At 73.3% G+C, this 20100-nt stretch carries 19 protein-coding genes; 6 read left to right on the top strand and 13 right to left on the bottom strand.

Annotated features, from left to right (window positions below; translation table 11 throughout):
* Nucleotides 1-10 precede the first annotated feature (10 nt).
* The 7 genes from AB0I42_RS23320 to pgsA all read right to left on the bottom strand — a co-directional run bounded on the left by AB0I42_RS23320 (nt 11) and on the right by pgsA (nt 5985).
* Nucleotides 11-760 (bottom strand): YebC/PmpR family DNA-binding transcriptional regulator, encoded by a 750-nt coding sequence (locus AB0I42_RS23320; RefSeq protein WP_357539946.1) that lies wholly within the window; start codon nt 758-760, stop codon nt 11-13.
* A 186-nt stretch (nt 761-946) separates the two neighbouring features.
* The gene (gene pdxT / locus AB0I42_RS23315; RefSeq protein ID WP_357539945.1) at nt 947-1555 is read right to left on the bottom strand and encodes a pyridoxal 5'-phosphate synthase glutaminase subunit PdxT; all 609 of its coding nucleotides are present in this window, start codon (nt 1553-1555) and stop codon (nt 947-949) included.
* Nucleotides 1552-2469 carry a pyridoxal 5'-phosphate synthase lyase subunit PdxS gene (pdxS, locus tag AB0I42_RS23310; protein ID WP_357539943.1) on the bottom strand — a complete coding sequence of 306 codons (918 nt, stop codon included), beginning with the start codon at nt 2467-2469 and terminating at the stop codon, nt 1552-1554. Before pdxS ends, pdxT begins: the two co-directional genes overlap by 4 nt.
* Before the next feature lie 171 nt (nt 2470-2640).
* Complete coding sequence (locus AB0I42_RS23305) at nt 2641-3135, bottom strand: hypothetical protein (protein ID WP_357539941.1); 495 nt, start codon at nt 3133-3135, stop codon at nt 2641-2643.
* A 54-nt stretch (nt 3136-3189) separates the two neighbouring features.
* A complete protein-coding gene (locus AB0I42_RS23300; protein WP_357540134.1) occupies nt 3190-4344 on the bottom strand; it encodes a glycosyltransferase family 4 protein in 1155 nt (384 codons plus the stop codon).
* Between the two features lie 43 nt (nt 4345-4387).
* Nucleotides 4388-5353 (bottom strand): phosphatidylinositol mannoside acyltransferase, encoded by a 966-nt coding sequence (locus AB0I42_RS23295; protein WP_357539939.1) that lies wholly within the window; start codon nt 5351-5353, stop codon nt 4388-4390.
* On the bottom strand, nt 5350-5985 hold the full coding sequence (pgsA, locus tag AB0I42_RS23290; protein WP_357539937.1) for a phosphatidylinositol phosphate synthase: 636 nt from the start codon (nt 5983-5985) through the stop codon (nt 5350-5352). Before pgsA ends, AB0I42_RS23295 begins: the two co-directional genes overlap by 4 nt.
* Before the next feature lie 142 nt (nt 5986-6127).
* Here pgsA and AB0I42_RS23285 point away from each other — a divergent pair, with 142 nt between their 5' ends.
* A complete protein-coding gene (locus tag AB0I42_RS23285; RefSeq protein WP_357539935.1) occupies nt 6128-8290 on the top strand; it encodes an elongation factor G-like protein EF-G2 in 2163 nt (720 codons plus the stop codon).
* Nucleotides 8291-9005: 715 nt separating this feature from the next.
* Here the strand turns inward: AB0I42_RS23285 and AB0I42_RS23280 are convergent.
* On the bottom strand, nt 9006-9488 hold the full coding sequence (locus AB0I42_RS23280) for an HIT domain-containing protein (protein ID WP_357540132.1): 483 nt from the start codon (nt 9486-9488) through the stop codon (nt 9006-9008).
* Between the two features lie 110 nt (nt 9489-9598).
* Nucleotides 9599-11656 (bottom strand): threonine--tRNA ligase, encoded by a 2058-nt coding sequence (gene thrS, locus AB0I42_RS23275; RefSeq protein WP_357539933.1) that lies wholly within the window; start codon nt 11654-11656, stop codon nt 9599-9601.
* A 158-nt stretch (nt 11657-11814) separates the two neighbouring features.
* On the opposite strand from thrS, the gene AB0I42_RS23270 reads away from it, so the two are divergent.
* Entirely contained in the window at nt 11815-12963 is a 1149-nt protein-coding gene (locus AB0I42_RS23270; protein ID WP_357539931.1) for a class I SAM-dependent methyltransferase, read from the top strand.
* Here AB0I42_RS23270 and AB0I42_RS23265 read toward each other — a convergent pair.
* Entirely contained in the window at nt 12960-13880 is a 921-nt protein-coding gene (locus tag AB0I42_RS23265) for an ADP-ribosylglycohydrolase family protein (protein WP_357539929.1), read from the bottom strand. The two genes, AB0I42_RS23270 and AB0I42_RS23265, sit on opposite strands and share 4 nt — an antisense overlap.
* Nucleotides 13881-13997: 117 nt before the next feature.
* On the opposite strand from AB0I42_RS23265, the gene AB0I42_RS23260 reads away from it, so the two are divergent.
* From AB0I42_RS23260 to AB0I42_RS23250, 3 genes are all read left to right on the top strand, one after another.
* Entirely contained in the window at nt 13998-14687 is a 690-nt protein-coding gene (locus AB0I42_RS23260; RefSeq protein WP_212817084.1) for a response regulator transcription factor, read from the top strand.
* Nucleotides 14688-14737: 50 nt separating this feature from the next.
* A complete protein-coding gene (locus AB0I42_RS23255; RefSeq protein ID WP_357539927.1) occupies nt 14738-16105 on the top strand; it encodes a HAMP domain-containing sensor histidine kinase in 1368 nt (455 codons plus the stop codon).
* A 327-nt stretch (nt 16106-16432) separates the two neighbouring features.
* Nucleotides 16433-17005, top strand: coding sequence for a hypothetical protein (locus tag AB0I42_RS23250; RefSeq protein WP_357539925.1), 573 nt, complete (start codon nt 16433-16435; stop codon nt 17003-17005).
* A gap of 50 nt (nt 17006-17055) precedes the next feature.
* Here AB0I42_RS23250 and AB0I42_RS23245 read toward each other — a convergent pair whose 3' ends face one another.
* Both AB0I42_RS23245 and AB0I42_RS23240 read right to left on the bottom strand, forming a co-directional pair.
* On the bottom strand, nt 17056-18075 hold the full coding sequence (locus AB0I42_RS23245; protein ID WP_357539923.1) for an adenosine deaminase: 1020 nt from the start codon (nt 18073-18075) through the stop codon (nt 17056-17058).
* Between the two features lie 31 nt (nt 18076-18106).
* Nucleotides 18107-18892: a trans-aconitate 2-methyltransferase gene (locus AB0I42_RS23240; protein WP_357539921.1), complete on the bottom strand. Its 786-nt coding sequence runs from the start codon at nt 18890-18892 to the stop codon at nt 18107-18109.
* A 125-nt stretch (nt 18893-19017) separates the two neighbouring features.
* Between AB0I42_RS23240 and AB0I42_RS23235 the strand changes: the two genes are divergently transcribed.
* Complete coding sequence (locus AB0I42_RS23235; protein ID WP_357539919.1) at nt 19018-19218, top strand: hypothetical protein; 201 nt, start codon at nt 19018-19020, stop codon at nt 19216-19218.
* Between the two features lie 358 nt (nt 19219-19576).
* Here the strand turns inward: AB0I42_RS23235 and AB0I42_RS23230 are convergent, their stop codons facing one another.
* The gene (locus AB0I42_RS23230) at nt 19577-19780 is read right to left on the bottom strand and encodes a cold-shock protein (protein ID WP_007075740.1); all 204 of its coding nucleotides are present in this window, start codon (nt 19778-19780) and stop codon (nt 19577-19579) included.
* Nucleotides 19781-20100: the final 320 nt, after the last annotated feature.

Raw genomic sequence — 20100 nt, 5'->3', positions numbered from 1 at the left:
TCCGGCCCCGTCAGCCGACCGCGGCCATGACCTCGTCGGAGACGTCGAAGTTGGCGTAGACGTTCTGCACGTCGTCGCAGTCCTCGAGGGCGTCGATCAGCTTGAAGACCTTGCGGGCACCGTCCTCGTCGAGGGGCACGTTGACGCTCGGCACCAGCGACGACTCGGCCGACTCGTACTCGATACCGGCGTCCTGCAACGCGGTCCGGACCGCGACCAGGTCACCGGGCTCGGAGATCACCTCGTATGCCTCGCCGAGGTTGTTGACCTCCTCGGCACCGGCGTCGAGGACGGCCATCAGCACGTCGTCCTCGGACCGCCCCTCGCTGGGCACGATCACCACGCCCTTGCGGTTGAACAGGTAGGACACCGAGCCGGCGTCGGCGAACGAGCCGCCGTTGCGGGTGAGCGCGGTGCGGACCTCGGTGGCGGCCCGGTTGCGGTTGTCGGTCAGGCACTCGATCAGCAGGGCGACGCCGTTCGGGCCGTAGCCCTCGTACATGATGGTCTGCCAGTCGGCGCCGCCGGCCTCCAGGCCGGAGCCGCGCTTGACGGCGCGCTCGATGTTGTCGTTGGGTACCGAGTTCTTCTTGGCCTTCTGGATGGCGTCGAACAGGGTGGGGTTACCGGCCGGGTCGCCGCCGCCGGTCCGCGCCGCGACCTCGACGTTCTTGATGAGCTTGGCGAACATCTTGCCGCGCTTGGCGTCGATGACCGCCTTCTTGTGCTTGGTCGTCGCCCACTTTGAGTGACCGGACATACGTGACCTCCGTCGATACCCCAACCCACCGCGCCAGCCACCGTCGCGCGCCATCCCCGGGCGAACCGCCGCGGGCGAACCCCCTGGGGTCGGGGTCGCCAACCGCTGCGAGCGGCCTGCCGCTACCGAATCGCGCCAATCCTACCGGCGCGGTGCCCGGCGGGCGTGTCACGGGGCGGCGGGCGGTCAGGCGCCGGCCCGGACCAGATCGACGAAGAAGCGGTGTACGCGCAGGTCGCCGGTCAGCTCGGGGTGGAACGAGGTGGCCAGCAGGGAGCCCTGCCGGACCGCCACGATCCGCCCCTGCGGGCTGCCGTCGGCGACCCGGCCCAGCACCTCGACCCCGGCACCGACCGACTCGACCCACGGGGCGCGGATGAACACCGCGTGGAACGGGCCGCCGTCGATGCCGGCGATCTCGACCGGCCCCTCGAAGGAGTCGACCTGCCGGCCGAACGCGTTGCGCCGTACGGTCATCTCGATGCCGTCGAAGCCGCGCTGGTCGGGCCGGCCGTCGAGGACCGTGGTCGCCAGCATGATCATGCCGGCGCAGGAGCCGTAGACGGGCATGCCGTCCGCGACCCGCTTGCGGACCGGGTCGAGCAGGCCGAACTCGATCGCCAGCTTGCTCATCGTGGTCGACTCGCCGCCGGGTACCACCAGCGCGTCGACCGCGTCGAGCTCGTGCGGGCGGCGGACCGGGCCGGCGGTGGCGCCGGCCTCGGTCAGCGCCCGGACGTGCTCGCGTACGTCGCCCTGCAGCGCCAGTACGCCGATCCTCGGGCCGCCGGTCACCAGCCGCGCTCCGCGAGCCGGTGCGGCACCGGGATGTCGTCGACGTTGATGCCGACCATCGCCTCGCCGAGCCCGCGCGACACCTTGGCGAGCACGTCGGGGTCGTCGTGGAACGTGGTGGCCTTGACGATGGCGGCGGCCCGCTGCGCCGGGTTGCCGGACTTGAAGATGCCGGAGCCGACGAAGACGCCCTCGGCGCCGAGCTGCATCATCATCGCCGCGTCGGCGGGGGTCGCGATGCCGCCCGCGGTGAAGAGCACCACCGGCAGCTTGCCGGCCTCGGCGACCTCCTTGACCAGGTCGTACGGCGCCTGCAGCTCCTTGGCGGCGACGTACAGCTCGTCGGGCGACAGCGAGGTCAGCCGGCGGATCTCGCCACCGATCCTGCGCATGTGGGTGGTGGCGTTGGAGACGTCGCCGGTGCCGGCCTCACCCTTGGAGCGGATCATCGCCGCACCCTCGGTGATCCGGCGCAGCGCCTCGCCCAGGTTGGTGGCGCCGCAGACGAACGGCACGGTGAACGCCCACTTGTCGATGTGGTTGGCGTAGTCGGCCGGGGTGAGCACCTCGGACTCGTCGACGTAGTCGACGCCGAGCGCCTGCAGCACCCGCGCCTCGACGAAGTGGCCGATGCGGGCCTTGGCCATCACCGGGATCGAGACGGCGTTGATGATGCCGTCGATCATGTCCGGGTCGCTCATCCGGGACACGCCGCCCTGGGCGCGGATGTCGGCCGGTACGCGCTCCAGCGCCATGACCGCGACCGCGCCGGCATCCTCGGCGATCTTCGCCTGTTCGGGGGTGACCACATCCATGATCACGCCACCCTTGAGCATCTCGGCCATGCCACGCTTGACGCGGGCGGTGCCGGTGACTGCGGGGGCGGTGCTGGTGGGGACAGCGGACTCGGACACGGCGTTCGACTCCTCGCACGGCGGTGGCGGATTGTTACCCAAAAGTGAACTGGCTGCGATGCTACGCCGCGCGCGGGTGCCGGCCGACAGCCAATCGACCCACCGGTGGCCTGCCCTGTGGCCCGCCTCACCGTTCCAGCCCGAACGCGAAGATCAGGCCGGACCGGGGGTTCAGGGCACCGGAAGGTCGGTGTGGGCGTTGATGGTCGGATCGTCGATGTCGAAGTACGCCGGCTGCGGGTGCCGCCGCGCCATCCGCAGCAACCGGACGATCGGCCGGCGGCGCGCCGCCAGCGCGTCGCGTACCAGATCGGTGTGCACCTGGCGGGCCACCGCGAGCCGCCGGCTCGCGACGATCACGGCCTGGGCCTGCGGATCGTCGTCCGGCAGCGTCGTGGCCCGCAACTGGCGGGTCAGGTCGTTCTCGGCCACCTCACGGTCCTCGTCGGAGGCGTCCAGCGCGATCCGCGCCGCCGCGTACACCTCGAACGGGTAGCGCTCGTCGTCGAGCACCGCCGCCGCCGCGGCCCGGCGCAGCAGATGCGCCTCCAGGGCCCGGGTCGCCGCCACCACCCGCAGGTGCAGTCGCTCGACGCGGGCCGCCGTCCAGGTCAGGTAAGCCGAGACCAGCACCAGGGCGACGACGCCACCGATCACCCACCGCATCCCGGCATCGTACGACCGACCGGGTACCCGGCGACGGCCCGTCCGCCGGCAGAGTCAGCCGGCCCACTCCTCGTGCATCACCCGGCCGTCCGTCGCCTCGATCGCGGTCGCGTAGACCTCCAGCACCCGCCGCGCGACGACCGGCCAGTCGAAGGTCGCCGCGACCTGCTGCGCGCACGCCGCCAGCGCGGCCCGGCGGTCCGGGTCGTCGAGCAGTTCGGCCATCGCGTCGGCGAGCGCGTCCGCGTCACCGGTCGGGAACAGCCGCCCGGCCCGGCCGCCGTCGAGCACCCGCCGGAACGCGTCCAGATCGCTGGCCACCACCGCGGCGCCGGCCGCCATCGCCTCGGTCAGGATCATGCCGAACGACTCGCCGCCGATGTTCGGTGCCACGTACAGGTCGACGCTGCGCAGCATCCGGGCCTTGTCCGGCTCGGAGACCAGCCCCAGGAAAACCACCTGGTCACGCAGGTCGGCCGGAATCTCGCCGAGCAGTTCGTCGGCGTCGCCCGGGCCGGCGACCAGCAGCCGCAGGCCGGGCCGGCGGCGGGCCAGCGACACGAACGCGTCCCGCAGCACCGGGAAGCCCTTGCGGGGCTCGGTGAACCGGCCCAGGAACCCCAGGGTGCCGCCGGACCCGACGGCGCACGGGCCGGGCCAGCCGGGCAGCGGCTCCACCCCGGCGAACTTCGCCACCGCCACCCCGTTCGGGATCTCGACCGCGCCGCCGCCGAGATGCTCGACCTGGACCTTGCGGGCCAGTTCGCTGACCGCGATCCGGGCGGTGATCCGCTCCAGCACCAGTTGCAGCATCCCCTGCGCCACGGCCAGCGCCCGGGACCGGGTCATCGCGGTGTGGAACGTCGCCACCACCGGCCCGCGCGCCGACAGCACCGCCAGCAGCGACACACTCAGCACGAACGGCTCGTGCACGTGCAGGATGTCGAACTCGCCCCGGGCCAGCCAACGCCGTACCCGGGCGGTGGAAACCGGGCCGAACGTGATCCGGGCCACCGAACCGTTGTACGGGAACGGCACCGACCGGCCGGCCGGCACCACGTACGGCGGCAGCGGCGAATCGTCGTCGGCCGGGGCGAGCACGCTCACCTCGTGCCCCAGCCCGATCAGCGCCTCGGCGAGGTCCATGACGTGGTTCTGCACGCCGCCCGGCACGTCGAACGAGTACGGGCAGACGATGCCGATGCGCAGCCTGCCGCCCCCGGATCCCGCCAGCCGCACGCTCCCACTCCCCTTACGGTGTCGTCGTCGCGGGGCCGCTGCCACCCCTGCGACCAGCTGCGGACGACGCGTCCGTCGCCGTGGGCGCGGGTCGCGCCGGCTGGTCCAGCCACATCCGCTGGAGCATGTGCCAGTCCTGCGGATGGCGGGCGATGCCGGCCGCCAGGCGGTCGGCGACCTGCTGGGTCAGCGCCCGCACCCGCTGGTCGAGTGGTGCGCCGTCCGGGTCCGGGATCTCCAGCGGGCCGTCCAGCGCCGCCCGCGCGATCCCGTCCTCGAACCACATCGAGGCCACGTAGAGCGGCGCCCCGGTACGCAGCGCCAGCAGCGCCGGCCCGGCCGGCATCCGGGTGCGGCCGGCGAAGAAGTCGACCTCGACGCCACGCGCCGACATGTCCCGGTCGGCCAGCAGCGGCACCACGTGCCCCTGCCCGATCTTCTCCTCGAGAACGCCGAACGGCGGCTTCTGCCCGCCGGTGAGCGGGATGATCCCCATCCCGATCCCCTGCCGGAAGGCGACGAACCGCTCGAAGACCCCCTCCGGCTTCAGGCGCTCCATCACCGTCGTCATCGGCCAGCCCTTCGCCGCGACCCAGGCCCCGGCCAGATCCCAGTTGCCGGCGTGCGGCAGCGCCACCACGGCGCCCCGCCCGGCCGCCACGTCGGCGGCGAGTAGCTCCTCGCCGTCGAGCCGGAACCCGGCCAGCACCGCCTCGCGCGACAGCGAGGGCAGACGGAACATCTCCACCCAGTAGCGGGCGTAGGACCGCAGCCCGTCGCGGACCAGCTCGTCCAGTTCCGCCTCCGGCATCGCCGGGCCGACCACCCGGCGCAGGTTGGCCCTCAACCGGACCGTACCCCGGCCGCCCTTGCGGTGGGCGCGGTCCGCGCCGGCCCGGGACAGGCCGGCCGCGACCGGCGCCGGCAGCATCCGCACCAGACGCCAGGCGGCGGCGTAGCCGAACTCGACGAGGTTCACCCGCTCACGTCCGCGCCCTCGTCGGCGAGCCTCGCCTGCCGGTACACGTGGACGATCCGCTGGCCGGCGGTGAACAGCGACAGCGCGGCGAGGAACCACAGCGCCGCGGTCAGTCCCCACGGCACGACGAGCCCGCTGAGCAGGCCACCGATCCCGACGATGATCAGACGCTCGGTGCGCTCGGCGATCCCGACGTTGGCGGTCAGGCCCAGCCCCTCGGCGCGGGCCTTGACGTACGACACCAGCCCGCCGCCGACCAGGCAGATCAGCGCCGCCGCCACGCCCCAGTGGTCGTCCTGCGTCGCCAGCCAGTAGGCGACCGCGCCGAACACGGCGCCGTCGGCGACCCGGTCCATGCTCGAGTCGAGGAACGCCCCGAACCGGGTCGACCCGCCGCGCATCCGGGCCATCGTCCCGTCGAGGAGGTCGGTCAGCGCGAACACGGTGACGATCAGGGCACCGGCCACCAGGTGGCCGCGGGCCCCGAACCCGAGCGCGCCGACCAGCACACCGGCCGTCCCGGTCACCGTCACCGCGTTCGGGGTCACCCCCCAGCGCAGCAGGGTGCGGGCGATCGGCTCGATGACACGGGTCATGCCCGCACGCGCGGTCACTTGGAAGATCTTCGCCATGGCGGTCCCACAGTAACGGTCCGCGGTTGCGCCGTGGTGCGGCCGGGGGCGTCCACTTCGCGCGTCGGGGTTGATTACACCCCGTCGCGGGTGTGGGATCAGAATGCGTCCTGCATCCACCACGTCCCTGGGAGGTGCGCCGATGGCGCAGAAGAACCACGACAAGGCAGGCACCGGCGGTGCGCCGATGGTGGACGAACCCGGCAAAATACGCAACGTGGTGCTGGTAGGCCATTCCGGAGCGGGGAAGACCACCCTGGTCGAGGCGCTACTCGAGGCGACCGGCACGGTCGGCCGGGCCGGCAGCGTCGCCGACGGCACCACGGTCTGCGACCACGACCCCGCCGCCGTACGCCAGCAGCGCTCCGTCACCCTCGCCTGCGCCCCGCTCACCCACGACGGCGTCAAGGTGAACCTGCTCGACACGCCGGGCTACGCCGACTTCGTCGGCGAGCTGCGCGCCGGCCTGCGGGCCGCCGACGCCGCACTGTTCGTGGTGTCCGCCGTCGACGGCATGGACGCCGCCACCGCCACCCTGTGGGAGGAGTGCGCCGCCGTCGGCATGCCCCGCGCCGTCGCCGTCACCCGCCTCGACCACGCCCGCGCCGACTTCGACGAGACCGTCGCCCTGTGCCAGCGGGTGTTCGGCGACAACGTACTGCCGCTCCACCTGCCGATGCTCGGCGACGACGGCGTCTCCACCGTCGGGTTGATGGGCCTGATCAGCCAGCGGGTCTTCGACTACACGCAGGGCCATCCGGCGCAGGTCCGCGACCCCGACCCCGAGCACCTGCCGGCCATCGCCGAGGCCCGCGCCGAACTCATCGAGGGGATCATCGCCGAGAGCGAGGACGAGACCCTCATGGACCGCTACCTGGGCGGCGAGACGATCGAGTCCGGCATCCTCGTCGAAGACCTGGAAAAGGCGGTCGCCCGCGGCCACTTCTACCCGGTCGTACCGGTCTGCGCCCCGACCGGGGTCGGCCTCGACGTACTGCTCGAACTTCTCACCGCGGCGTTCCCGACCCCGCTCGAACACGACCTGCCGGTGGTCACCGGAATCGACGGCTCACCCCGGCCGCCGCTGACCTGCGACCCGGACGGGCCGCTGGTCGCCGAGGTGGTCCGTACCGCGATCGACCGGCACGTCGGCCGGGTGTCGCTGGTCCGGGTCTTCTCCGGCACCCTGCGGCCCGAACAGACCGTGCACGTCTCCGGGCACGGCCTCGCCAGCCGTGGCCACCCCGACCACGACGCCGACGAGCGCGTCGCGCACGTCTACTCGCCGCTCGGCGCCACCCTGCGCGAGGTGCCGTACTGCGTCGCCGGCGACATCTGCGCGCTCACCAAGTCGGGCAGCGCCGAGACCGGCGACACCGTCTCCGCCCGCGAGGAGCCGCTGCTGATCGCCCCCTGGGAGATGCCCGAGCCGCAGCTCCCGATCGCGGTCGTGGCCCGGTCCCGCTCCGACGAGGACGCGCTGGCCCGCAACCTGGCCCGACTCGTCACCGGCGACCCGACGATGCGGCTGGAACGCAACCCCGAAACCCACCAGCTCGTGCTGTGGTGCATGGGCGAGGCGCACGCCGAGGTGGTCCTCGACCGGCTGCGCGCCGGCGGCGTCGAACTGGACACCGAACCGGTCCGGGTCGCGCTGCGCGAGACGTTCGCCGCCGCCTCGAAGGGCCACGGCCGGCACGTCAAGCAGTCCGGCGGCCACGGCCAGTACGCCGTCTGCGACATCGAGGTCGAGCCGCTGCCGACCGGCGCCGGCTTCGAGTTCCACGAACGCGTCGTCGGCGGCGCCGTGCCGCACAACTACATCCCGTCGGTGGAGAAGGGCGTACGTGCCCAGCTCGAACGCGGCCTGCTCAGCGGCCACCCGGTCGTCGACGTACGGGTGACCCTGACCGACGGCAAGGCGCACAGCGTCGACTCGTCGGACGCGGCATTCCAGGCGGCGGGCGCGCTGGCCCTGCGGGAGGCCGCCGAGAAGGGGCAGATCAACCTGCTGGAGCCGGTCGACGAGGTGACGGTCCGGGTGCCGGACGGCTACGTCGGCTCGGTCATGAGCGACATGTCGGGACGGCGCGGCCGGGTGCTGGGCACCGAGCCGGACAGTGCCGGCGGCGCCACCCTGGTACGCGCCGAGGTCCCGGCGACCGAACTGGTCCGGTACGCCGTCGAGCTGCGCTCGATGACGTCGGGGGCGGGTACGTTCCGGCGCGCGTTCGCCCGCTACGAGCCCGTCCCGTCCCACCTGACCGACGGGCTACGCACCGCCCACCCCGGCCCGACGTCCTGACCCGTCCCCCCATCCCGCCCCGGGGCGGCCGAGGGCACCGCGCCCGGCCCCCGGGGCCGTGGAGGCCGCCACGCGACGCCCCGGGGCCGTGGAGGGCGTCACGCCCGAAGCCCCGACGCCCCGGGGCCGTGGAGGGCGTCACGCCCGGCGCCCGGGGCCGGCGTGGGCGCCCTGATCGAGGAGAAACTCGCGCCGGAGCGCTGATCAAGGAGAAATTGCGCGACAAAAGCGGCAGGACGGGCACACCTACTCCGTGATCGCGGCGGCAGCCACGCCGACACCGCCGCGCGCAGCGATCTGGCGCTCGCGGAGGGCTGTCGGGGCGGCTACGGGCTTCGACGACCGAGCCCGCGCAGCATGGTCGACGCCCCTCGTCGACCGACGCCTTCTCCACGGCGGCGAACCGTCGCGCCCGACCGCCCTCGTCGACCGACGCCCCCTCCGCGGCGGCGAACCGTCGCGATCGAGGAGAAAGTCGCCCTCGCCCCGCGATCGAGGAGAATGCATGCCCGTTCCACGGCATTTGTCGCGCAACTAGTCCTTGATCAGCGCTCCGGCGCGGGTTTCTCCTTGATCGGCGCGGCGGCACGAGCGCTGATCAGCGCGCCGGCGTGAGCGCGCCGATCAGCGCGGCGGCGTGAGCGCTGACCAGCGCGGCGGCGTGAGGGCGCCGATCAGCGCGGCCACGCGAGTCGCTTCGCCCACGGCGGCGCGGTCAGCGGGGGTTGGTGGGCCAGGCGGCGGCGAGCAGGTCGCGGGTGTCGGTCAGCAGCTGCGGCAGGACCTTGGTGCGGGCGACCACCGGCATGAAGTTGGCGTCGCCGCCCCACCTCGGCACCACGTGCTGGTGCAGGTGGGCGGCGATGCCGGCACCGGCCACCCCGCCCTGGTTCATCCCGAGGTTGAACCCGTGTGCGCTGCTCACCTGCCGGATCACCCGCATCGCCGTCTGGGTGTAGACCGCCAGCTCGCCGGTCTCGGCGGGATCCAGGTCGGTGTAGTCCGCGACATGCCGGTAGGGGCAGACCAGCAGGTGCCCCGGGTTGTACGGGTAGAGGTTGAGCACCACGTATACCGTCTCGCCGCGGGCGACGACGAGGCTGTCGTCGCCGGTCTGCGCCGGTGCCCGGCAGAACGGGCAGCCGGAGGGCTTCTCGTAGCCGCCCTCCGGCCGGTCCTGGCCGGAGATGTACGTCATCCGGTGCGGGGTCCAGAGCCGGTCCAGCCCGTCCGGCGTGCCGGTGGTCGCCGGCTCGACGGGCGGGCCGGCCGGGAGGTCGGGCGGGCCGATCTCGTCGCCGGCCACGCTCACGGCGCGGCCGGTGCGGCTGGGTCCACCGCGGCCGCCGGGACGGCGGGGGCGCTCGGACCGGTGTTCGTACGGGACCGGACCACCTCGACGACGTGGGCGACCGCCTCGGCGAGCGGTACGCCGTTGCGCTGCGACCCGTCCCGGTAGCGGAACGACACGGTGCCCCCGGCCACGTCGTCGTCGCCGGCGATGGCCATGAACGGGATCTTCTGCTGCTGCGCGGTGCGGATCTTCTTCTGCATCCGGTCGGTGGAGCTGTCGACCTCGGCGCGGATGCCCTCGGCGCGCAGCGCGGCGACGAATCCGGCCAGGTATTCGGCGTGGTCGTCGCGGATCGGGATGCCGACCACCTGCACCGGGGCGAGCCAGGCCGGGAACGCGCCGGCGTAGTGCTCGGTGAGCACGCCGAAGAACCGCTCGATCGACCCGAAAAGCGCTCGGTGGATCATGATCGGGCGTTGCCGGCTGCCGTCGCCGGCCTGGTATTCGAGGTCGAAGCGCTGCGGCAGCTGGAAGTCGACCTGGATCGTCGACATCTGCCAGGTGCGACCGATGGCGTCCTTGGCCTGCACCGAGATCTTCGGCCCGTAGAAGGCGGCGCCGCCCGGGTCGGGCACCAGGTCGAGGCCGGACTCCTCGGCCGCCGACCGCAGCGCCTCGGTCGCCTCGGCCCAGTCCTCGTCGGAGCCGACCGACTTCTCCGGGTTGCGGGTCGACAGTTCGAGGTAGAAGTCGTCGAGGCCGTAGTCGCGCAGCAGGTCGAGGACGAACCGCAGCAGCGACTTCAGTTCGCCGCCCATCTGCTCGCGGGTGCAGTAGATGTGCGCGTCGTCCTGGGTCATGCCGCGGACCCGGGTCAGGCCGTGCACGACGCCGGACTTCTCGAAGCGGTAGACGGTGCCGAACTCGAACAGCCGCAGCGGCAACTCGCGGTAGGACCGGCCGCGGGCCCGGTAGATCAGGTTGTGGAACGGGCAGTTCATCGGCTTGAGGTAGTAGTCGGCGCCCTCGACCTGCATGGGCGGGTACATGCCGTCGGCGTACCACTGCAGGTGGCCGGAGGTCTCGAAGAGGTGGCCCTTGGTCACGTGCGGGGTGTTGACGAACTCGTAGCCGGCCTGCTCGTGCCGCTGCCGCGAGTAGTTCTCCAGCTCGCGCCGGATGATGCCGCCCTTGGGGTGGAAGACGGCCAGGCCGGAGCCGATCTCCTCGGGGAAGCTGAACAGGTCGAGGTCGGCACCGAGCTTGCGGTGGTCGCGGCGGGCCGCCTCCTCCAGCAGCTTCAGGTACGCCTTCAGCGCGTCCCGGGTCGGCCAGGCGGTGCCGTAGACCCGCTGGAGCTGCGGGTTCTTCTCGGAGCCGCGCCAGTAGGCGGCGGCCGAACGCATCAGCCGGAACGCGCCGATCAGCCGGGTGTTCGGCAGGTGCGGGCCCCGGCACAGGTCGGACCAGCAGACCTTGTCGCTGTCGGCGTCGAGGTTGTCGTAGATGGTCAGCTCGCCGGCGCCGACCTCCATCACCTCGCCCGCGTCGTAGCCGGCGTCGCCGGCCTGGCCCTTGACGTCGACCAGTTCCAGCTTGAACGGCTCGTCGGCGAGTTCGGCGCGGGCCTCGTCGAGGCTGTCGAAGCGCCGCCGCCGGAACCGCTGCCCCGACTTGACGATCTCCTGCATCCGCTTCTCGAGCTTGGCGAGGTCGTCGGGCTGGAACGGCTTGGCGACGCTGAAGTCGTAGTAGAAGCCGTTGTCGATCGGCGGGCCGATGCCGAGCTTCGCCTCGGGGAAGATGTCCTGCACCGCCTGGGCGAGCACGTGCGCGGTCGAGTGCCGCAGCACGTTCAGGCCGTCGGGCTCGTCGATCGCGACCGGGGTGACGGTGGCGTCGTCGGCCGGGGTCCAGTCGAGGTCGCGGAGCTGGCCGTCGGCGTCGCGGACCACGACGACCGCCTTCGGGCCGGCTGTCGGCAGGCCGGCCGCGGCCACCGCGTCGGCCGCCGTCGTACCGGCCGGGACGACGACGGGGTCGGCCACGGCAGGGGTACGGGATGCGGACACGGACGGCTCCTTCGGTCGTACGCGGGCGCCGCGTCGGTGGGACTGCGGCACGTTCGGCGTGTGCGGGTCGGCTGACCCGGTGGTCCGGGCCGACTAGATGTTATCGGTCCCGGTGTCTTCGCCCGCCGGGGACGCGGTGCCGGCGTTACATTGGCGCCGTGACACCCGCGGACGTGCTCACCGCGCTCGGGCGCAGATATCAGACGTTCTTCGCCACGCGACCGGCGGTGCCGTTCGCCGTGGCTCCGGCCGGCGGGCCGGCGCACACCTTCGGCGCCGGCGACCCGCTCTTCACAATCGTCGTCACCGACGACCGGGGTGCGAAAGCGCTCGCCGGTCTCGACCAGTTCGGCGTCGCCGTCGCCTACCTCCAGGGCTGGCTCGACGTCGAAGGCGACCTCGCGGCGGCGCTGCGGATGCGCGCCTTCTTCAACGACTTCCACCCGTTGGCTTACCTGTCCCGGTTCACCCCGGGGGCGCTGCTGCGCGGCCGGCGCGAGGACGACCGGCGGGCCATCTCCGCCCACTACGACGAGGACAGCGAGTTCTTCCTGACCTTCCTCGACCGCCGGCACCGCTGCTACACCGAGGGGGTCTTCGCCGCCGACGACGAGCCGCTCGAGGACGCGATGACCCGCAAGATGGACCTCGCCCTGGACGTGATCGGGGTCAAGCCCGGCGACCGGGTGCTGGAGGTCGGCGGCGGCTGGGGGGCGTTCGCCGAGCATGCCGCCCGGCGTGGCGTCGACGTGACCACCACCACCCTGTCGCGGGAGTCGGAGCGCTTCCTGACCGGGTTCTTCGAGCGGGAGCGCCTGCCGGTGCGGGTCGTCCGCCAGCACATCTACGCCTTCCGCGACGAGCGGCCGTACGACGCGATCGTCAACATGGGGGTCACCGAGCACCTGCCGGACTACCGGGCCACGCTGCGCAAGTACGCCGAACTGCTGCGTCCCGGCGGCCGGGTCTACCTCGACGCGCTGGCGATGCGCCGCAAGCACGTCGCGTCGACGTTCATGAAGCGCTACATCTATCCGGGTAACTCGGCGCCGCTGCTGCTGCACCAGTACCTGCGGCACGTGGCGCGTTCACCGTTCGAGCTGCTGCGGGTCGAGGACGACCGGCACAACTACTACCTGACCTGCCGGGAGTGGGGCCGGCGGCTCGACGCCGCCCGCGACGAGATCGTGGCCCGCTGGGGCGAGCCGCTCTACCGCCGGTTCCGGCTGTTCCTGTGGGGTTCGGCGGCCGGCTTCGACACCGGCATGGTGCAGGCGTACCGGTGGGTGCTGCGGCTGCCCGGCTAGCCGACCCAGTCCGGCAGCGGTTCGCGGGCGGCGAGCCAGGCGTCGGGCACCCCGCCGGGCGTACCGACCCCGGTGTGCGCGGCGACGATCCCGCCGGCGATCGCGGCCGTGGTGTCGACGTCGCCGCCGGCCTCGACGCAGGCGCGCACGGCCGCCGGATAGTCGTCGAGGTGGCGGGCCGCCACCCACACCGTGAACGGCACCGTGTCGCCGGCGGTCACCCGCGACCCGTTGCCCAGCTCGTACGCGGCCTCGGCGACCGGCCGGCCGACCAGCGTGCCGGCCCGGTCGAGGCCCCGCCGGACCGGGCTGGCCCGGTCGACGGCGGCGGCGACGGCGGCGACGAGGTCCGTGGCGGACGGCCGCCGGCCGTCCAGCCGGGCCCGCGCGGCCAGCGCCGCGGCGACCGCCACCGCGACCGCGCCGGCGATGCCGTCGGGGTGGGCGTGGGTCACCTCGGCCGACGCGGCCGCCTGGGCCGCCGTCTCGGTCACCGAGTCGGCGAAGTACGCCCCGAGCGGCGCGACCCGCATCGCGGCGCCGTTGCCGAGCGAGCCCTGCCCGTCGAAGGCGGTGGCGGCGGCGACCGGCCACGGCGTGCCGCCGCGGATCAGCCGCAGGACGGTGAACGCGCCGGGTCCGTACCCGCGGTTGGGCTCGCAGCGGTCGGCGAACGCGGCGGCCAGCGCGTCCCGGTCGACCCGGCCGGCGCGGACCAGTTCGGCGAAGACCGAGCAGGCCATCTCGGTGTCGTCGGTCCACTCCCAGACCGGATCGGGCAGCCGGCCGGCGGCGAGGTCGGCCGGCCGCCGGCCGGGTACGAAGAACTGCGCGCCCAGGGCGTCGCCGACCGACAGCCCGGCCAGGCTGTCGCGGGCCAGCGCGGTGCGGGCCTGCGCGTAGAGGGTGAATGGCATGGCCCGCGCATCATGCCGCCCGGCGACCGCCGGCGCAACGCCCTGTTTTCGCCACGGCGGTAGCGTCGGCGCAACGCGCGGGACGCGCCGACTTGCCACGGGCAGTACCGTCATCTCGTGGCCACGGTCCTGCTGGTTGAAGACGACCACGTCATTCGCGGCGCGATGCTGCGCTCCCTGGCCGACCGGGGGCACGCGGTGCACGCGGTCGGCACGGCGCTCGACGCCCTGCGCCGGGTCGCCGCCGAGACCCCGGACCTGGTCGTGCTCGACCTCGGCCTGCCCGACCTGGACGGCTCCGACGCGCTGCGGATGCTGCGCGGCATCACCGACGTGCCGATCATCATCGCCACCGCCCGCGACGACGAGCAGGCGATCGTCCGGCTGCTGCGGGCCGGCGCCGACGACTACATGATCAAGCCGTTCACCGGGGCGCACCTCGACGCCCGGATCACCACCGTGCTGCGCCGGGCCGGCCGGGCCAGCCGCGCCGTGCAGCCGGCCGTGCACGAGGTCGGCGGGCTGCGGGTCGACGTCGGTGAGCGCAGCGCGTCCCTCGACGGGGTGCCGCTCGCGCTCACCCGCAAGGAGTTCGACCTGCTGGCCTATCTCGCCGCCCGCCCGGGACGGGTAGTCTCCCGCCGGGAACTGTTGGAGGAGGTATGGCGGCAGCCGTCGGTCGGCGAGGACCAGACAATCGACGTTCACCTGTACTGGCTCCGCCGCAAACTGGGCGAGTCCGCGGCGAAGCCGCGTTACCTGCGCACCGTGCGGGGGGTCGGCTTCCGGCTGGTTCCACCGGACTGAGGCTGGCGCTGGCCTACCTCACGGCGGCCACCACCGGCATCGTCGCGCTGGTGTTCCTCATCCCGCTCGGGCTCACCCTGCAGGCGGAGACCCGCGACGAGGCGCTCGCCGAGGCGGCCCGCCGCAGCGCGGTGGTCGCCGGGGCGCTCGCGGTCACCACCGACCCCGACACGGTCCGGCAGGCGATCGCCTCGACCGGTGGTGACCCGGCCGACCAGCCGGTCGTGCACGGCCTCGACACCGGTGGCACCCCGCGGGCCGGCGCGCCGGACGTGGCGCGGGCCGGCGAGGGCGGACCGGTCGTCGTCGACGTACCCGGCGGGGTGGTGCGGCTGGAGCGGGCCACCGCCGGCGACCAGATCATGGTCGTCGAGGTCTTCGTCGCGGAGTCGGCGCTCTCGGCGGGCTCGACCGGCACCTGGCTGACGCTGGCGGCGCTGGCCGTCGGGCTGGTGGTCGCCTCGGTCGTGGTCGTCGACCGGATCGCCGCCCGGGCCGTCGGGTCGGCGCGCGGCCTGGTCCAGGCCGCTCTCGCCGTCGGCGGCGGCGACCTCGGCGTGCGCGTCGAGCCGAGCGGGCCGCGCGAGCTCGCCGAGGCCGGCTACGCCTTCAACCGGATGGCCGACCGGCTGGTCGCCTCCCGCACCGACGAACGTGAACTCGTCGCCGACCTGTCGCACCGGCTGCGTACGCCGCTGACCGTGCTGCGCCTGGACGCCGACGCGCTGGACTCCGACGACACCAGCGTCGGCTCGTTCAGCGACGCCGAACTCGACCGGCGGCGCACCATCCGCCGGATCCGGCAGGCGATCGTGACCCTTGAGGGCGAGATCGACGTACTGATCAACACGGCCCGCAAGACGGTGCAGCAGGAGACCGAGCCGGACCTGTGCGACATCAGCGAGGTGGTCCGCGACCGGATGGTCTTCTGGGCGGCCCTGGCCGGCGACCAGAACCGCCCGCACCGGGTCACCGGCGCGCAGTTGCGCATCCCGGTCGCGGTGCCCCGGGCCGAGTTCGCCGCGGCGCTCGACGCGGTCCTCGGCAACGTCTTCCGCTACACCCCGCAGGGCACCGCGTTCGAGGTCGCGGTGTCGCGCCGGGACGGCTACGTCGCGGTACGCGTCGACGACGCCGGCCCCGGCATCGCCGATCCGGACAAGGCGTTGCGGCGCGGCACCAGCGGGCGCGGCTCCACCGGGCTCGGCCTCGACATCGCCCGCCGGGTGGCGCAGCAGGCCGGCGGTTCGGTGAGCCTGGACCGGGCCCGGCTGGGCGGGGCGAGTGTCGTGATGCTGCTGGCCGACGCCGAGGCGAAGCCCCGGCAGGTCAACCGGTTCGGGCTGGTCGGCCGGCTGGCCCGGGAACGCGACCAGTCGGGACGCCGGTGGCCGCGCCAGCGGCGCGGCGACGGCTGACCGGCCGGAAACCTGTCGGCCGACGCAAGTCTTCCTTAGGTCTGTTTTAACGGTGTTCCATCGTGGCCACTCCCGGTGCCAGCATCGGAGTCGATCCACTCCAGATGTTCCCCGGACCACCCCACCCGCATCCGGGTCCGATGGAACGTCGCGCGCGGCGGGCCGGTCCCCCCAACTCCGGACCCGCCGCGCGCACACCAACTCTGGGTTGACGAGGCGGATGTCATGCCGGCAGAGCGACCGGTTCCCGGGAACCACCCCACACATCGACCGGGCGGGATACCCTCGACCTGTCCGACGTCGGCGCCACCCGTTCGAGGTGAGTCCATGCCCGACACGCGCAGCCTCTCACCGGCCCGGCTGGCCCGCTGGATCACGATCGTCACCGCCTCGATCATCGCGACGCTGGCCTGTTGGCAGGACCCCGGATATGCCCGCGACGAGCTACGGCTGACGATCGCCCATGACGGCCGGGGCACCGTACGGCTCGATGTCGCCCGGGCCGGCGGCGGCCCGCCCGACGGCGAGGTCGCCGCGACCGTACGGGCCCGCGGGTTCGCCGGCGGCACCGTCGACCCGCGGCCGATGCGGGCCACCTCGGCGGGCTCGCTGGTGCTCGACGGCACCCTGCCGCCGGGGCGGTGGACCGTCGACATCGACGTCACGGTGGACGGTGCCCCGTCCCCGGACGGCTCGTGCGCCGCCACGCTGACCGTCGGCCCGGACGAGCCGGCGGAGTCGGTCGTCTGCGCGCCGCTGGTCACCACGCCGGCCGGGGTGCCCGGCGGGCGCGGCTTGGCGGACAGCCGTCCGCTGGCGATCACCGCCGGGGCGGTCGGCCTGCTGTTCGCCGCGGTGATGGGTGGCGCGCTGCTGCGCCGCCGGGCCGCCGGGCACTGAGCCGCGGCCGGCCCGTCGGGGCCGGCGGCACCGGGCAGGCGCCACCGGTGTCAGTTCGCGGCGGCGTACGCGTCGATCTCGGCGATCAGCCGGGCCTGGGCGGGTACCGGCAGGAACGACGCGGTGACGGCGGCGCGGGCCAGGTCCGCGACGCCGTCGGGGCCGTAGCCGAGCAGCCGCGCCGCGACCGCGTACTCGTCGTTGAGGGTGGTGCCGAACATCGGCGGGTCGTCGGAGTTGATGGTCACCGGCACCCCGGCGTCGACCAGCGCCCGCAGCGGGTGCTCGTCGAGCGAGGCGACGGCCCGGGTCCGCAGGTTGGAGGTCGGGCAGACCTCCAGCGGGATCCGGTGCTCGGCCAGGTGGGCGAGCAGGGCGGGGTCGCCGGCGGCCGAGATGCCGTGCCCGATCCGTTCCGCGCCCAGCTCGCGCAGGGCGTCCCAGATCGTCTCCGGCCCGGTGGTCTCGCCCGCGTGCGGCACCGACCGCAGCCCGGCCGCCCGCGCCCGGTCGAAGTACGGCTTGAACTGCGGCCGGGGTACGCCGATCTCGGGACCGCCCAGCCCGAAGCTGATCAGCCCGTCCGGCCGCTCCTCGAGGGCGATCCGCAGGGTCTCGTCCGCCGCAGGCAGGCCCGCCTCGCCGGGGATGTCGAAGCACCAGCGCAGCACGATGCCGAGTTCGGCCTCGGCGTGCCTGCGGGCGTCCTCGATCGCCTCGCAGAACGCCGGGGCGGGGATGCCACGGCTCACGTGCGAGTAAGGCGTGATCGTCAGCTCGGCGTAGCGGACCTGCTGGCGGGCCAGTTCCCGGGCCACCTCGTAGGTCAGGATGCGGACGTCCTCCGGGTCGCGGATGAGATCGACGACGTTCAGGTAGATCTCGATGAAGTGGGCGAAGTCGCGGAAGACGAAGTATTCGGCGAGTGCCGCCGGATCGGCCGGCACCGGGGTGCGGCCCTCGTGCCGGGCGGCCAGCTCGGCCACGATCCGCGGTGACGCCGAACCGACGTGGTGCACGTGCAGTTCGGCCTTCGGCAGTCCGGCGATGAAGGTGGCCAGGTCGGTCACGGTGCTCCTCGTTTCAGGGGGACGCCGGCGGTCAGCCGCCGACGCCGGTACGGGCGACGACGAAGATCCGGTGGAACGGGAAGTAGACGAGGCTATCGCGGGCCGGGTAGGCGGCTTCGAGGCGTACGGCCAGCTGCCGCCGGAAGGCGGCGAACGCCTCGTCGTCGAGCGCGGCCCGGACCGGCCGCAGCGCCGTACCGTCCATCCAGCGCAGGACCGGATGGTCGGCGCCCGGCTCGGCCGGCAGCAGGTGCACGTACGTGGTCTCCCAGGCGTCGACGGCACACCCGGCCGCGGTCAGCAGCGTCGCGTAGCCGGCCGCGTCGCTCACCGGCGACTCGCGCAGCAGGCCGGCCAGCGGCGCCCACGCCGGCTCGGCGGCCAGCTCGCGCAGCGCCCGGTGGGACGGTGCGCCGAAGTTGCCGGGCACCTGCACGGCGATGACGGCACCGGCCGGCAGCTCGCCGGCCCAGCGGGTCAGCAGTTCCTCGTGGCCGGGCACCCACTGCAGGGCGGCGTTGGAGACCAGTACGTCGACGTCGGGGGCCGGTCGCCAGTCCCGTACGTCGCCGAGCCCGAAGTCGACGCCCGGAACCTCGCGGCGGGCCCGATCCACCATCTCCGGCGCCGAGTCGATCCCCTCGACCCGGGCGTTCGGCCACCGGGCGGCCAGCGTCGCGGTCAGGTTGCCGGGTCCGCAGCCGAGGTCGACGACCGCCCTCGGCCGGTCCGCGTCGATCCGGGCGACCAGGTCGAGGAACGGCCTGGCCCGCTCGTCGCCGTAGCGGAGGTACGTCGTCGGATCCCAGGTGGTCATTCCCGAACCGTACGCCGGCCCCGCGACCGGGCCGGGTACCGCCACCCGGTCGCGCGGGCCGGCCGGCCCGCCGGTCATCTAGGCTGGGGCGGCCGGCCACCGTGGCCGGAAGATGGAGGCGTGACGTGAAGGGCTGGCTACCCCTGGCGCTCGGTCTGTTCGGGGTCGCCGTCGGCATCCTGTGGACACTCGAGGGCCTGGGCGAGATCAGCGGCAGCGTGATGTCCGGCAGCGCGGTGTGGGCGGTCGTCGGCCCGGTCGTCGCCGTGGCCGGTCTCGCCGCGATCGTCCTCGGTCTGCGCGCCCGCGGCAACCGCCCCTCCTGATCGAGGCCGGGTCGGCGCCTCCCCCACGGTTGCGGCCGCGCATCGGCGGGGCACGTGTGCGAACCGGCCTGTACCGCTTCCGGACATAGACGTTCCGGATCACGCGACCGTGGTGGCCGGGGCCGGCGGCGACGGATCACAAGCGATCATGCACTAACACCCGGATCAATCCGATAAGACTGATTTACGGGGCATCGCCGACAAGAACGGGGTGCCCGCCGGCACGGTTGGCGCGTGCCCATCCGGGGGCGGTACGCCGGACGACGAGAAGCCCCGCACGCCGGAACGGCGATGCGGGGCTCGACGCTGATCCCATCAGGGATCGAGTTCGTGGCCGGCGACCGCCGGCCACGGCTGATCAGATGGGACGGACCTGCTCAGCCTGCGGGCCCTTCTGGCCCTGGGCGATCTCGAACTCCACCCGCTGGTTCTCCTCCAGCGTGCGGTAGCCGCTGGTCTGGATCGCCGAGAAGTGGACGAACACGTCAGCACCCCCGCCGTCGACGGTGATGAAGCCGAAGCCCTTGTCTGCGTTGAACCACTTCACGGTTCCCTGCGCCATGTGTATCTCCTTCTGAAACTGCGGCCGAGCACGCCGTGCGGCCGGTTGGCCGTTTTCGAGCAGCGGCGCTTGAGTCGGCCCCCACGAAGGAGGACTTCTCACCCCCGCCGTCTTCCAACAGCGGGGAACAGCAAACCACGTACGCAAAAACTTCGCACAGCCTACCTGACGATTTTCTCCGAGATGAGCCCTGCGGCGGCCCGATTTTCCGTCTCGTCGCGGCGGGTGGCGGCACGCCACGACGGGCGCCGCCGGGCGCGCCGGCAGACCAGAAAGGAAGAGCGGGGGGTAGGGAGAGAGTGTTTGTGATGCGGAGTAGA

This window comes from Polymorphospora sp. NPDC050346 (assembly GCF_040655695.1).
Classification (GTDB): Bacteria; Actinomycetota; Actinomycetes; order Mycobacteriales; family Micromonosporaceae; genus Polymorphospora; species Polymorphospora lycopeni.
Note: the sequence above shows the minus strand (reverse complement) of the source record. Positions and strands in the feature narration are given on the sequence as shown.